The organism is Mesobacillus jeotgali, from assembly GCF_900166585.1.
GTDB classification, from domain to species: Bacteria; Bacillota; Bacilli; order Bacillales; family Cytobacillaceae; genus Mesobacillus; species Mesobacillus jeotgali_A.
This window is the reverse complement of record NZ_FVZC01000009.1, coordinates 504,173-516,921: the sequence shown is the minus strand read 5'-3', so window position 1 is coordinate 516,921 and position 12,749 is coordinate 504,173. Positions and strand designations below refer to the sequence as shown.

General features: G+C 42.4%; 14 protein-coding genes. 3 read left to right on the top strand and 11 right to left on the bottom strand.

Going from position 1 to position 12,749, the window contains the following annotated elements; translation table 11 throughout:
* Positions 1 to 167 precede the first annotated feature (167 nt).
* The 3 genes from B5X77_RS12585 to B5X77_RS12575 all read right to left on the bottom strand — a co-directional run bounded on the left by B5X77_RS12585 (position 168) and on the right by B5X77_RS12575 (position 3,512).
* Positions 168 to 1,709 (bottom strand): acyl-CoA carboxylase subunit beta, encoded by a 1,542-nt coding sequence (locus B5X77_RS12585; protein WP_079508336.1) that lies wholly within the window; start codon positions 1,707 to 1,709, stop codon positions 168 to 170.
* Positions 1,710 to 1,943: 234 nt separating this feature from the next.
* A complete protein-coding gene (locus B5X77_RS12580) occupies positions 1,944 to 2,156 on the bottom strand; it encodes an acetyl-CoA carboxylase biotin carboxyl carrier protein subunit (RefSeq protein ID WP_079508335.1) in 213 nt (70 codons plus the stop codon).
* Positions 2,157 to 2,168: 12 nt separating this feature from the next.
* Positions 2,169 to 3,512, bottom strand: coding sequence for an acetyl-CoA carboxylase biotin carboxylase subunit (locus tag B5X77_RS12575; RefSeq protein WP_079508334.1), 1,344 nt, complete (start codon positions 3,510 to 3,512; stop codon positions 2,169 to 2,171).
* A 245-nt stretch (positions 3,513 to 3,757) separates the two neighbouring features.
* Between B5X77_RS12575 and B5X77_RS12570 the strand changes: the two genes are divergently transcribed.
* The gene (locus tag B5X77_RS12570) at positions 3,758 to 4,231 is read left to right on the top strand and encodes an N-acetyltransferase (RefSeq protein WP_079508333.1); all 474 of its coding nucleotides are present in this window, start codon (positions 3,758 to 3,760) and stop codon (positions 4,229 to 4,231) included.
* A 50-nt stretch (positions 4,232 to 4,281) separates the two neighbouring features.
* Here the strand turns inward: B5X77_RS12570 and B5X77_RS12565 are convergent, their stop codons facing one another.
* From B5X77_RS12565 to B5X77_RS12550, 4 genes are all read right to left on the bottom strand, one after another.
* Positions 4,282 to 4,902 carry an RsfA family transcriptional regulator gene (locus tag B5X77_RS12565; protein WP_079508332.1) on the bottom strand — a complete coding sequence of 207 codons (621 nt, stop codon included), beginning with the start codon at positions 4,900 to 4,902 and terminating at the stop codon, positions 4,282 to 4,284.
* 78 nt (positions 4,903 to 4,980) lie between these two features.
* The gene (locus B5X77_RS12560; RefSeq protein ID WP_079508331.1) at positions 4,981 to 5,748 is read right to left on the bottom strand and encodes an enoyl-CoA hydratase/isomerase family protein; all 768 of its coding nucleotides are present in this window, start codon (positions 5,746 to 5,748) and stop codon (positions 4,981 to 4,983) included.
* Positions 5,749 to 5,878: 130 nt separating this feature from the next.
* Positions 5,879 to 6,052 carry a 50S ribosomal protein L32 gene (rpmF, locus tag B5X77_RS12555; protein ID WP_023615018.1) on the bottom strand — a complete coding sequence of 58 codons (174 nt, stop codon included), beginning with the start codon at positions 6,050 to 6,052 and terminating at the stop codon, positions 5,879 to 5,881.
* Between the two features lie 80 nt (positions 6,053 to 6,132).
* Positions 6,133 to 6,657 carry a YceD family protein gene (locus tag B5X77_RS12550; RefSeq protein ID WP_079508330.1) on the bottom strand — a complete coding sequence of 175 codons (525 nt, stop codon included), beginning with the start codon at positions 6,655 to 6,657 and terminating at the stop codon, positions 6,133 to 6,135.
* A gap of 146 nt (positions 6,658 to 6,803) precedes the next feature.
* Between B5X77_RS12550 and B5X77_RS12545 the strand changes: the two genes are divergently transcribed.
* Positions 6,804 to 8,021 carry a nucleotidyltransferase gene (locus B5X77_RS12545; protein ID WP_079508329.1) on the top strand — a complete coding sequence of 406 codons (1,218 nt, stop codon included), beginning with the start codon at positions 6,804 to 6,806 and terminating at the stop codon, positions 8,019 to 8,021.
* A 15-nt stretch (positions 8,022 to 8,036) separates the two neighbouring features.
* Here B5X77_RS12545 and B5X77_RS12540 read toward each other — a convergent pair whose 3' ends face one another.
* The gene (locus B5X77_RS12540; protein WP_079508328.1) at positions 8,037 to 9,062 is read right to left on the bottom strand and encodes a SepM family pheromone-processing serine protease; all 1,026 of its coding nucleotides are present in this window, start codon (positions 9,060 to 9,062) and stop codon (positions 8,037 to 8,039) included.
* Positions 9,059 to 9,874, bottom strand: a complete 816-nt coding sequence (locus B5X77_RS12535; RefSeq protein WP_079508327.1) for a patatin-like phospholipase family protein — start codon at positions 9,872 to 9,874, stop codon at positions 9,059 to 9,061. Before B5X77_RS12535 ends, B5X77_RS12540 begins: the two co-directional genes overlap by 4 nt.
* Before the next feature lie 282 nt (positions 9,875 to 10,156).
* Here B5X77_RS12535 and ylbJ point away from each other — a divergent pair, with 282 nt between their 5' ends.
* Positions 10,157 to 11,383, top strand: a complete 1,227-nt coding sequence (gene ylbJ / locus B5X77_RS12530; protein ID WP_079508326.1) for a sporulation integral membrane protein YlbJ — start codon at positions 10,157 to 10,159, stop codon at positions 11,381 to 11,383.
* A 16-nt stretch (positions 11,384 to 11,399) separates the two neighbouring features.
* Here the strand turns inward: ylbJ and coaD are convergent, their stop codons facing one another.
* Positions 11,400 to 11,891 (bottom strand): pantetheine-phosphate adenylyltransferase, encoded by a 492-nt coding sequence (coaD, locus tag B5X77_RS12525; protein WP_079508325.1) that lies wholly within the window; start codon positions 11,889 to 11,891, stop codon positions 11,400 to 11,402.
* Positions 11,892 to 12,464, bottom strand: a complete 573-nt coding sequence (gene rsmD, locus B5X77_RS12520; RefSeq protein ID WP_079508324.1) for a 16S rRNA (guanine(966)-N(2))-methyltransferase RsmD — start codon at positions 12,462 to 12,464, stop codon at positions 11,892 to 11,894.
* Positions 12,465 to 12,749: the final 285 nt, after the last annotated feature.

Sequence of the window (12,749 nt, the reverse complement as noted above, 5' to 3'; positions counted from 1 at the left end):
AAGGAGTCAGCCGCAACCCTATCTGCGCCGCTCCTGGAAATCTGCCACTTTAGTCATATTTTAGCAGAAAGAATGCTTTATTAGGAAGCAAGGTTTAAGGTTTTTTCATTTAATTTGTGAGCTGGAGAAAAATGAAACGGAGTCCCTAAGGGATCTCCGTTTCATTTTTATACTGGATAGACAGGGTGTTTCCTAACGCTGAATTCCATGTCTTTTGTTTCATATAATTTGAATCGATCAATCAGAGCATTCCTCAAATCGTTTGCTGCGACTATATCATCTACGATTAGTTCGGACGCCAGCTTATAAATATCAATGCTCTCTTTATATTCCTGGTGCTTCTGCTGGACAAAAGCGATTTTTTCTTTCTGGTCTTCGATTTGATTGATTTTATTCGAGTATACCGCGTTCACTGCGGCTTCTGGTCCCATGACCGCAATCTGAGCAGTTGGAAGGGCAATACAGCAATCTGGTTCGAACGCTGGACCTGCCATCGCATACAAACCTGCTCCGTATGCCTTTCTGACAATAACCGAAATTTTTGGTACAGTAGCTGAACTCATCGCAGCAATCAGCTTTGCGCCATGACGGATGATACCAGCCCTTTCAACTTTTGTGCCAATCATGAAGCCCGGTACATCAGCCAGGAAGAGCAAAGGAATATGGAAGGCATCGCAGAGTGTAATGAATTTTGCCGCCTTATCGGCTGAATCTACAAACAAGACTCCGCCTTTCACCTTTGGCTGGTTTGCAATGATTCCTACCGCCCGGCCATCAATGCGGGCCAGGCCGGTGATAATTTCAGGAGCGAAAAGCTTCTTGATTTCAAAGAAACTGCCTTCATCAATCAACGCATCGATTCCTTCATACATGTCGAAAGGAGCGTTCTGGTTCAACGGGACAATCTCTTCAAGGCTTCTTCCTATTTTTGGAGCCACGCCTTCGATGACTTCCGTCCTGGATTGGAAGTTGGAAGGGAAATAACTCAAATAACGTTTCGCTGCTTCGATGGCTTCTTGCTCACTATATACAAGCATATCCCCAACACCGCTTACAGAGCAATGCATGCGTGCGCCGCCCATTTCTTCTAAGGTTACTTTTTCACCAATTACTTTTTCCGCCATCCTAGGAGATCCAAGGTACATTGAAGCATTTTGGTCCACCATGATAACGATATCGCAGAATGCAGGGATATATGCCCCGCCGGCTGCGGATGGCCCGAATAGAAGACAGATCTGCGGGATTACCCCGGATAATTTAACCTGATTGTAAAATATCTTTCCAGCGCCCCTTCTGTTCGGGAACATATCTAGCTGATCTGTAATACGGGCACCTGCTGAATCGACTAGATACAATAAAGGCACTTTCAGCTTTTCGGCAGTTTCCTGGATCCTGATAATCTTTTCGACCGTTCTTGCGCCCCATGAGCCAGCTTTTACTGTTGAATCATTCGCCATGACACAAACAGTCTGGCCGCCGATCTTACCTATAGCTGTCACCACGCCATCAGCAGGCAGATCCCCAGCCTGGAAATTGGCGAACTTTCCATCTTCCTCGTAGGTTCCGCCGTCAAACAAAAGATTCAAACGATCGCGCACGAACATTTTATTTTGCTCAGCCAGCTTGTCATGATATTTCTGTTGGCCGCCAGCTTCGATTTGCTGAACTTTCTCTTGTAATGTATCCGTTAAAGTCTTTGCAGTAGTCATTGTTCCCCTCCTAAAAACTATTTGATCATGGCCTTTTCCCTTTTAAAAGGGTTCATTTAACATTAATTGCCCCCTTATGCTGCTTTGCTGCTCTTCATAAGGGTCCTTTTCGACACTTATTGCGCCCTTATATGGCCTTGCTCCTCTTCATAAGGGTCCTTTTCTACCCTTATTGCACCCTTATGCAGCCTTGCTGCTCTTCATAAGGGTCCTTTTCGGCATCAGTTTGGGTTATTATTCTAGTACCAGCAGTACGTCGCCTTCATTCACGAAGTCGCCGATGTTAACCTTTACTTCAGCAACCTGGCCTGCCCCCTGGCTTTCAACAGGGATTTCCATCTTCATCGATTCAAGCATCATTACTTCCTGGCCTTCTGTAATTGAATCTCCAGCAGATACCATTACGTTGAGTACTGTTCCTGCCATATTTGCTGTAATTTCTTTCATGTTCGTTTCCTCCTATTTAGATGTTAATTTTCTTTCTGTTAAATATGCAGTTGTATAATTACCAGATTTAAAGCCGTCTTCACTTAGGATTTCTGCAAACAATGGAGCATTCGATTTTATTCCCTCTAGCTTCAGGCTTCCGAAAAATTCCTGAGCGATCTGGATGGCTTCTTCTCGGTTACTTCCTGCAACGATGCATTTCGCAACCATTGGGTCATAGAAAGGTGTTACAGTAGAACCCGATTCATAGCCGCCATCGACTCGTACTCCTTCTCTACCCTCCCATGAAAACTCCTTGATTTTACCTGGTGAAGGAAGGAATCTGACAGGGTCTTCAGCATAGAGTCGGAATTCAATGGCCCACCCCTTTTTCTCAATTTCATCCTGGAGCAAAGGCAGTTTTTCACCTCGAGCAGCTAGAATTTGCCACTTCACCAGGTCCAGGCCTGTAATTGTTTCGGTGACCGGATGTTCCACTTGTAATCTGGTATTCATTTCAAGAAAATAGAAATTTTCGTTTTCATCTACAATGAATTCCACAGTTCCCGCGTTCACATAATCCACAGCCCTGGCTGCTGTTACTGCTGTTTCATACATTTTCTGCCGCGCTTCATCTCTTAAGAAGGGTGAAGGTGCCTCTTCAATCACTTTTTGGTGGCGGCGCTGGATGGAGCAATCACGTTCAAACATATGCACATGATTGCCATGGGTATCGCCAAAAATCTGGACCTCGACATGGCGGGCATTTTTGATGTACTTTTCAATAAAAACCTCATCCGAACCAAAATAGGCTTTTGCTCTGCCTTTGGTAGAATCAAAATTCTTAGCGAGCGCTTGCTCATTTTCACAAAGCACCATGCCAATGCCGCCCCCGCCGCCGCTAGCCTTCAGCATGATAGGGTAGCCAATTTCACCAGCAAGTTCGATGGCATCCTCAAGTGTCTTTAAACCCTGGTGACTACCCGGGACGACAGGTACCCCTGCTTCTTCCATCGTTGTTCTCGCGACAATTTTGTCTCCCATTTTTTCAATCGTTTCGGGTGTTGGTCCGATGAATGTCAAACCTGCTTCATTCACTTTACGGGCAAACTCTGCGTTTTCCGATAAAAAGCCATAACCAGGATGAATTCCATCTACATTTTCTTCTTTTGCAATTCTTAAAATTTCATCTGAATTAAGATAAGATTTTTGAACAGGCGGCTCACCAATTCTGAAAGCACTGTCAGCTTCTTTAACAAATGGCAGCTCCTGATCAGCATCAGAATAGACCGCCACCGTTTCAATCCCAAGCTCACGGCAAGTGCGGATAATGCGAAGCGCTATTTCCCCTCTGTTTGCAACTAATATTTTTTGCACGCTTTTTCCCCTTTCCCGTAAAAAATACGCTCACTATATCAAATTCTACAATATTCTGTATATTTCCTGCAAAAATTGGAACCGCTTTCTAAAATTCAAATGCAGAATTTTTCATGTTTTTATAATATAATAAAAACAGAAGGGATAATACACATAATTTTCAGCTGCCTTTTTTATATCTAAAGGGCTTAGGAAAAGAATCATGAATAAAATATTGATTTGCGGCATGATAGGGGGAGTGTTTTATGGTGAAAAAAGTGGAGAAACTGAAAATCAATTATAAGACATTAGAAGAATTCAAGAAGTTCAAGGAATACGGCCACCAGGAGCTTTCTATGCTGGAGGATTTAGAAGCGAATATTGTGGAGAATGATAGTGATTCACCATTCTACGGTATTTATTTTGGCGACAAGCTTGTTGCAAGGATGAGCCTTTATCAGGTAAAAAAACAGTTTGACCGCTATTTCGAGCCTCCTCAGGATTATCTGGAACTCTGGAAACTTGAAGTACTTCCAGATTATCAGGGCAAGGGCTATGGGAAGGCGCTTGTTGAATTTGCAAAGAGCTTTGGCCTGCCAATCAAGACAAATCCAAGGGTAAAATCCCAGGACTTCTGGGACAGGATGGACTTCACACCTGTTCATTATGATGTGGAGAGAGACCGCGGTGAAAATCCGCTTGTCTGGTATCCTGCTGGTGTTACCGAACAGTTGCAATAACCTCAATAAATTAGCGCCTCCCGGGGGGTCCGGCAGGCGCTTCTTATTGTTTATTTTTCAACCTTCTCCAGGTTCCCTTTTCCTTCAACCTGGAAATTAATTTTATGCTGTTTTTCTTCGTCTTTAGGCCCTACTCTTTTTTTTGCCCGCTCCATGATATCGATCAATGCTCGATAGTCTTCTTCCATTGAACGCAATTTTGTCTCCAATTTTTCATTTTCAGCAGACAAGTAATAGATTTGTTTTTCCAGTCCGCGTATTTTCTCTTTATGTTTATCTTGGCTTGTGAGCGCTCCCGCTTTTTCATAGAGGTCATCAAGATATTGTTTTACGGCTTCTATGCTCAGATTTGAGCGTAGTTCCTGGTTTTCCCTCGCTGTGCTTTGCGCTTCGTTAACTTGTGTTTGGGACGCTTCTGTTTTCTCTTGTGACTTTGCCTGTTTCTTTGCTTCTTTTCTTTGTTTCTTTGCCAGTTCTATACCTGATTTATATTGCTTCCTTACATAGGAATTCCAGCGAAAACCGCAGGCAGCACCTGTTCTGGACAGTTGTTTGCCTACCTCTTCAAAAGCTTTTAATTGAGTACCGCCTTCACGGATATTACGCAATACTACTTCAGCAAGTAACAAGTCTTCGTCCTGTGACCATGCATCCTGACGGGTAAGTGGCATCAGAAAACCCCTCCTATTGTTTTTTATTCATTCTTATGCATCTAATAGGAAAGATAGACTGATATCATCCAATCACGGTCAATTATTTTTATTTTTTTTGCTCATGAATTCGTCCACTTTTTTGTGATGGGCATCATCTTCCCATAGCACAGCACATCTTGCCGCTTCTGCTTCCATCCTTTCTTTCATTGATAATAACTCCCATTTTTTGTTCATTAATGATTTATAAGCTTCTAATACGGACGTCTCTTTTTTCAAACTTTCATTCATGAATGAGAGACAGGCATCAATAGGGTCTTCTTTATAAATATAGTTCAGGAATCCAAGTTCCAAAAGTTCTTCTGCAGAATGGACTTTTGCATCCATCAACATTTTCATCGCGGCATGAGGAAGCCTTTCCAGGAGAATGGAGCCGCCTCCCCAGCCAGTGGTGATCGCCAGGTTTGCCTGAACGAATCCGGCTTTCATTCCCGCCCTTCCAATCCTGAAATCGCAAGAAGTAGCTATTTCACAACCTCCTCCTACAGCAGAACCATTCAGGATTGCAATGGTTGGTTTCTGCAGGGTCAGCAGCTTATATAAAATACCCGCCATCCTTGAAAGCATCCCATATGCCTGTTCTTCTGTCTTCAATTGATGAAAGGCAGACAGATCGCCACCAGAGCAGAAAGCCTGGTCACCTGCCCCAGTAATGGCCAAAATTTTAACATCGTGGTTCTCAGCCATCCCGATTGCTTTTTCCAGTCCTTCCATTACCTCAAAATTAATTGCATTTCTTCTATCAGGCCTGTTGATTATAAAAAACAGTATCCCGTTTTTTTCTTTTGAAATTATGTAAGAATCCATTATGCTCCTCCTAAAATACTAGTCCTATGAATTGTATCAATTTTCTGTATAAGGCATCAAATTTTCAAAAATGAGTACAAAAAAAAGCACAGGGACGCATTTGCATCCTGTGCTTTCTTCTGATAGAAAATTAGTCGTTAACAACTTCTTTTCCTTTGTATGTTCCGCAAGCTTTGCACACACGGTGAGCAAGTTTCATTTCACCGCAGTTAGGGCATGCTACCATACCCGGAACTTGTAATTTAAAATGAGTACGGCGTTTTCTTTTCGCAGTTTTAGATGTTCTTCTAAATGGTACAGCCATTCTTCCCACCTCCTTAAAAGGAATAAGAAAGTTTATGAAGGCCAGTCCTTTTCTGGACCTCCACGCTCTTTTTTAATCAATTAGTCAGAGGAATCCTTGGAATCCTCAAAGAATTTTGCAAGTCCGGCAAGTCGGGGATCAAGTTTTTCGGATTTCTCCTGTTCCTCGATTACTTCCCAATCCTTACCTGACTGGGGTGCGCCTTCTTGGCCAGCGCTATCATCACAGAATACTTGCATCGGCACTTCCACTAGCAAGATCTCCCTGATGATGGGTTCAAGATCAATGACATCGCCTGTTACTTGATGAACTTCCTCATCAGCCTCATAGTCATGGCTGTTTAACATGAAAGTTTCAGTTGTTTCCACATCAATCGGATATTTTACATCAACCAGTGTCCGTGAACAAGGAAGGATTAAATGACCGTCAATCCTGACATGGAATGTCACTCGTGTAGCGCTGATGTCAGCCCTTCCAGTAAGATGGATGGGAGATACCTCACGGATTGTCGGATCAATTTCCTTAATCGAATCCATTCGGACAAACTCGTCAATCAGAAAGTCCTTGTTTCGATGTTTTTGTATCTGACTTATTGTCCATTTCATAGAATCACCCCAAGGCAACAAAGGTAATTATAGACCTTCGCATAATCATTTGTCAATATTTTTTCTTTACACTATAATTTACATAAATACATTAATCTAAACTTCCAAACAATGCAATATACATCTTAACACGAAGGGGTACAAGAATGAAAGCTGTTGGTGTCGTCGTTGAATATAATCCTTTCCACAATGGACATCTATTCCATGTCCAGCAGGCCAAAAAACAATCTGGTGCTGATATAGCCATTGCAGCAATGAGCGGAAACTTCCTTCAGCGGGGAGAACCTGCGCTCGTCTCCAAATGGGCCAGGACAAAGATGGCTCTTGAGGCGGGTGTAGATATTGTGTTTGAGCTTCCCTACCGGTACGCGACACAGCATGCTGAAATTTTTGCTGAAGGTGCTGTTTCAATCCTGTCTGCAGCCAGGGCAGACATTCTCTGTTTCGGAAGTGAATCAGGAGATCTGGAAGCTTTCAAACGAACGATTGCCTATCTTGCAGATAACAATGATCGATTCCAGGAAAATATCAGGTCATTTACAGCGGAAGGAAATAGCTACCCTAAATCAATTGCCCTTGCCTTTCAATCCCTTTCACCTTTAGAAAGCTTCATTGATATTTCACAGCCAAATAACATTTTAGGAATGCATTACATACAGGCCATCCTAAGACAAGATAGTCCAATGGAAGCACATACCATTACGAGAAAAAGTGCCGGCTACCATGATGAGTATTTTGCTTCTGCAACCATTGCCAGTGCAACCAGCATCCGTAAGGCATTATTCGGTGCCGCTGGTGACATGGACACCATCAAGCAATACGTTCCCGAAACCACCTATAACCACTTAATCAGCTACAAGAGTGAATATGGAGGATTTCATTCTTGGGAAAATTACTGGCCGTTATTAAAATACAGGTTAATGCAAAGCAGCCCTGAAGAGCTTAAAGAGTTTTATGAAGTAGAAGAGGGCCTTGAAAATAGATTGCTTGCAGCTGCTGCTGCCTCAAACACATTCCAGCAATTCATGGAAGCCATTAAAACAAAACGATATACATGGACCAGGCTGCAAAGGGTCTGTCTTCACATTTTAACCAATACGCGAAAGAATCAAATGGCAACCCTCAAAAGAACAGCAGAATATTTGAGATTATTAGGGGCAACAAAAAAAGGACGAGCGTACTTGAACCATAAGAAAAAGGATTTCAGCCTGCCTCTTGTCTCCAGGTTATCCGCATATTCAGGACCTGATATTGATCTCGATACCAAAGCTGCCAGAATTTATGCACTCGGCCAAAATGGCAGCGGCCAGGAAAAGCTGCTTGCTGAAGAGTTCGCCCAGCCGCCTATTATGTTAAAAAGCTAAAAAAATCACGCTGGCTCAGCGTGATTTTTCTTTTAGATTCTCTAGATAGGATACAGCTTCATCGAAAGTATCGACTGGGACGATTTTCATTTTTGTTTTTATATCTTTCGCAGCGATCAGTGCTTCTTCATAGTTCGAGCCTTTCACGCCTTTTTCAAATGGCGCAAGGAAAATTTCGGCGCCAGCCTTATCTGCAGCTACTACTTTCTGCTGGATCCCGCCAATTCTACCAATTGTTCCATCGGGGCTCATCGTCCCTGTACCTGCTATTTGATATCCTTTTGTCAAATCTTCCTCATTCAATTGATTGTATATCTCTAATGAAAACATTAGCCCAGCTGATGGTCCGCCTATCTCATCCGATTGCACTGTAACATCAGGCTCCACTTCAATTTCTTTATCGTCTACAAGCTGGATGCCTACTACCGGACGATTGCTCCCGTCATCAAGTTCTTTAAGAGGGATTTGTACTTTATTCGCTTTCCCATTACGTTTATAATCCAGTTCAACAATATCGCCTGGTTTCTTCGAACTAATATATTTTATGAATTCTTCTGATGAATTAAAAGGATTGCCATCAACCTTGAAGACGAGATCCCCTGGCATCAGTTTTCCATCTGCCGGCATTCCCTCCATGGTCCTTAGTACATAAACCCCTTTATAAGTATAATCCACTTGTTTTCCAGCTTTTTCATAGGCAACCTCGATAGCTGCTGTCTTAGAGTTATCCATCATGTGCAGCTGTCTGATATTGTATTCTTCATCCGATTCATTCTCTGCCCTGATCTCTTCCACTGGGTATAATTCCTGGTATTTGCTGAACTTGGCAATGATATAGGCATATATATTAGCTCTGCCCATCCTGACTGTCGTCAGCATGAAATTGCCTTCTTCATCATAGCCATCTTCAACCTCGACTATTGGTTCAAGCTCTTTAGCCATTCCCGGCTTTGTTACATAGTATGGCAAGTAGTAAAATGCGCTCGCCATTAATAGAATAGCTCCTAATATAGAAAGTCCTATGGACGTTTTTCTGTTCATTCTGTTTGCTGCTCCTTCCATTGTCCGATACATTTTTTAATCTTATTGATATGCTTCTTCGCCTCTTCTTCCCCAATCGCAATAATTTCTTCTATATTAGTAAATGCTTTTGAATTGTACATTTCAACTGGCGGCCGGAGCATCACATCGGAAGCAACCTCCCGATTAGCGACAAGCTCCATTTGCATGATATCAATACTTTGCATGATAACATCAAAAATTGAAGTAACATCCTCATTGATTTTCACACTAGAAACGTCTACTGCAATGACGATATCTGCTCCCATCTCCTTGGCGACAGAGACAGGAATGCGGTCAACGACCCCTCCATCAACGAATAATCTGCCATCTAGCTTCTCAGGTACAAATATTCCCGGTATGGCAATGGATGCCCTGACAGCCTCTGCAACAGGACCTTGTTTGAAAACCACCTTCTCTCCCGACATTAAGTCTGTGGCGACAATTCCAATCGGGATATCCAGTTCCTCGATCATTTTGCCATGGGTAAAAATTCTGATTAGCTCTTTTACCCTTTTCCCGGCGATAAATCCCATCTTCGGAACCGTAAAGTCAAGATAGTATTTCCTTTTGAAAACGCGAGAAAGCTTATACAGCCGGTCAACATCAAGTCCGGCACCATAAAATGATGCCACAAGTGCCCCCATGCTGCTGCCAGCTATTAAATCAATAGGAATGCCTTCTTCCCTGAGAACCTTTATGACACCCAGATGGGCAAATCCTCTTGCTCCACCTGAACCCAGAGCTAAACCGATCTTTGGACTTGCCAAAGCTTTTTCCTCCCTTAAACCCATGTTTTTGTCGATACATACTAAACTTGGTCTAATTTGAAGTTCAGCGAGTATATTGATTTATATGAGGACAAGGCTGAGAACTAATCATATTTTATGTGATTTTTAGGCAAAAAATTGATTTTAATAAAATCGGCATCCCATTAAACAAGGCCTTTCGCAAATATGACAGCATGGCAGGTAAATAAAAAATGTGTTGGGAAATAACCCCACCGTTAAGTTTTTCTCTATTTTACCACTGATTAAAAAAGTTTCACAGCAAGACCGGAGGAAGGAGAATTTTAAGTGCTAAAATCCAGATTGAAAACACTATTCCTTGCAGCAGCCGTCACCTTAATGGCTGTTTCGCTCATTTCATTTCCCCAGCAATCCTTTGATGCTTCCATCAGGGGATTGAATATGTGGTGGGAAATCGTCTTTCCCTCGCTCCTTCCTTTTTTCATAGTATCAGAAATGCTAATTGGGTTCGGCGTTGTCCGTTTTATCGGTGTTCTTCTCGAGCCTTTGATGAGACCCCTTTTCAAGGTACCGGGTGTAGGAGGATTTGTCTGGGCAATGGGAATGGCCTCAGGCTTTCCGGCAGGGGCAAAGCTGACGGCCAGGATGCGCCAGGAAGGGCAGCTGACAAAAATCGAAGCAGAAAGACTAGTATCATTCACAAACTCTTCTAATCCTCTTTTCATATTCGGGGCTGTATCAGTTGGTTTTTTTTACCATGTACAGCTCGGTGTCATACTTGCTCTTGCTCATTATCTTGGCAACATTAGTGTTGGGCTTATCATGAGGTTCTATGGGAGCAGCGATGAAGAAAGTACCGCAAAGGATAAAGATAGAAATTTATCCATCAGAGAGGCATTTGCAGCCTTGCACAGAACAAGGATAAAGGACAACCGCCCAATTGGAAAGCTGCTTGGCGATGCCGTGATGTCTTCCATCCAGACCCTCTTGATGATCGGGGGCTTTATTATCCTGTTTTCTGTTATAAACAAATTATTATTTCATCTTAATATTACTGGTTTCCTCGCAGAGTTCATTGAACTTCTACTTGTAATGCTGGGAATGACTGATATGCTAAGCCTTCCATTTATTTCAGGACTATTCGAAATCACACTTGGAAGTCAAATGACCAGTCAGGTCCAGGATGCCACATTAATGCATCAGGCTGTCATAACCAGCTTCATTCTTGCGTTCAGCGGTTTTAGTGTACAGGCACAGGTTGCGAGTATTCTTGCTCAGACAGACATCCGTTTCAAGCCTTTCTTCTTTGCAAGAATCATTCATGGGATATTTTCTGCTTTCTATGCTTTCATCCTTTGGAATCCAGTTTATGAACGTTTTTTCCAGGATGGCCAGCCATCAAATGCCATGCCGGTAATGGAATACCTTTCTTCGGAAGGAAGCCGCCTGGCAGAGGTTTACAGCTTGTTAGTTACAGTGGGGCCATTGTTTACGATTGGCAGCTTGCTCATTTATATCTGGATATTGGGAAGCCGGATCATACAAGAAAAATAACGGGCATCTCTGCCCGTTATTTTTCTTCTTCATTGAATTTTTTCAGTAAAGCTTCCTCTACTTCCCGCGGAACCAATTCTGAGATTTTCCCGTCATACTTGGCAACCTCTTTAACAATACTCGAACTCAAAAATGAGTACTGATTGTTTGTCATGATGAAAAAGGTTTCAATTTTATCACTCAATACCCTGTTCATCGATGTGATTTGCATTTCGTACTCAAAATCTGAAACGGCCCTCAATCCCCTGATAATTGCGTTGGCATTGACGCTTTCAGCATAATCAACCAGCAAGCCCTGAAAGGAATCCACTTTTACATTCGGGATATTCTTTGTGACCTGATCGATGAGGTCAATTCTTTCTTCTACTGAAAACAGCGGTTTTTTTGATGAGTTATTCAAAACGACTACATAAAGCTCATCGAAGACTTTCGCTGCTCTTGTAATAATATCTAAATGACCGTATGTAATTGGGTCGAAACTGCCTGGACAAACAGCAACTCTAGCCACTTAAACTTCCCCCTCATTGTTTCCATCAACGTTAAAAAGAGTTATTCCGATAATACCATATTTTTCATTTCTGGTTTGTGCAAGTTTCCCTATTTTTTCAGGCAGACTGAAATCTGAAGCATGCTCGCAGATTATCAATCCCTCTTGATGGATAAGCCCCTCGTTTTCAATCATTTCCAACAGCTTAACCAGCTGCTGTTTTTTGTAAGGAGGATCCAGAAAAATATAATCGAAGACCAGGCCTCTTTTTTGAATAGCCTTTAACGCCCTGACAGCATCATTCCTGTATACTTCTGCTTTCCCTTCCAAATCGCATGATTTAAGGTTCTCATTTATAACATGTATGGCCTTTCCTTCACGGTCAACAAAAATCACCTGATCCAGCCCTCTGCTAAGAGCCTCGATTCCCAGGCCTCCGCTTCCTGCAAACAAATCCAGTCCCAGACCTCCTGTAAAGTAAGGACCGATCATATTAAACAATGCTTCCTTCACTTTATCAGTGGTAGGTCTTGTAGACGTCCCAGGTACCGCCTTTAAAGCACGGCCCTTTAATTCACCTGATACAACTCTCATCTTTATACTCCTCAAATATGCAAGCTTTTTCCTCATGAATGTGTAAATTACTCCCTTATCCTACCACACATTCAAAAAATTAACCAAATCAGTGTATATCCCTTCCTAATGTGGAAATAATGATGATTAACAACATCAATTTGAGGATGTTGTTGCCAACCGCGGAGAAGACTTACGTTTCCCCATAAGTTTTCCTCCGGTTTCTCCTCTCCCTTTGCCTTCTGCACTTTTAAAGTGCATGGAAGGAAGCCTTGAGCCTTTATGGTTCAAGGCTTTGTTTTTGTT

Bases quoted from the DNA above. Each gene is read 5' to 3' on its own strand.
- B5X77_RS12585 (WP_079508336.1), bottom strand. From the start codon at position 1,709: ATGACTACTGCAAAGACTTTAACGGATACATTACAAGAGAAAGTTCAG.
- B5X77_RS12580 (WP_079508335.1), bottom strand. From the start codon at position 2,156: ATGAAAGAAATTACAGCAAATATGGCAGGAACAGTACTCAACGTAATG.
- B5X77_RS12570 (WP_079508333.1), top strand. From the start codon at position 3,758: ATGGTGAAAAAAGTGGAGAAACTGAAAATCAATTATAAGACATTAGAA.
- B5X77_RS12565 (WP_079508332.1), bottom strand. From the start codon at position 4,902: ATGCCACTTACCCGTCAGGATGCATGGTCACAGGACGAAGACTTGTTA.
- B5X77_RS12560 (WP_079508331.1), bottom strand. From the start codon at position 5,748: ATGGATTCTTACATAATTTCAAAAGAAAAAAACGGGATACTGTTTTTT.
- rpmF (WP_023615018.1), bottom strand. From the start codon at position 6,052: ATGGCTGTACCATTTAGAAGAACATCTAAAACTGCGAAAAGAAAACGC.
- B5X77_RS12550 (WP_079508330.1), bottom strand. From the start codon at position 6,657: ATGAAATGGACAATAAGTCAGATACAAAAACATCGAAACAAGGACTTT.
- B5X77_RS12545 (WP_079508329.1), top strand. From the start codon at position 6,804: ATGAAAGCTGTTGGTGTCGTCGTTGAATATAATCCTTTCCACAATGGA.
- B5X77_RS12540 (WP_079508328.1), bottom strand. From the start codon at position 9,062: ATGAACAGAAAAACGTCCATAGGACTTTCTATATTAGGAGCTATTCTA.
- B5X77_RS12535 (WP_079508327.1), bottom strand. From the start codon at position 9,874: ATGGGTTTAAGGGAGGAAAAAGCTTTGGCAAGTCCAAAGATCGGTTTA.
- rsmD (WP_079508324.1), bottom strand. From the start codon at position 12,464: ATGAGAGTTGTATCAGGTGAATTAAAGGGCCGTGCTTTAAAGGCGGTA.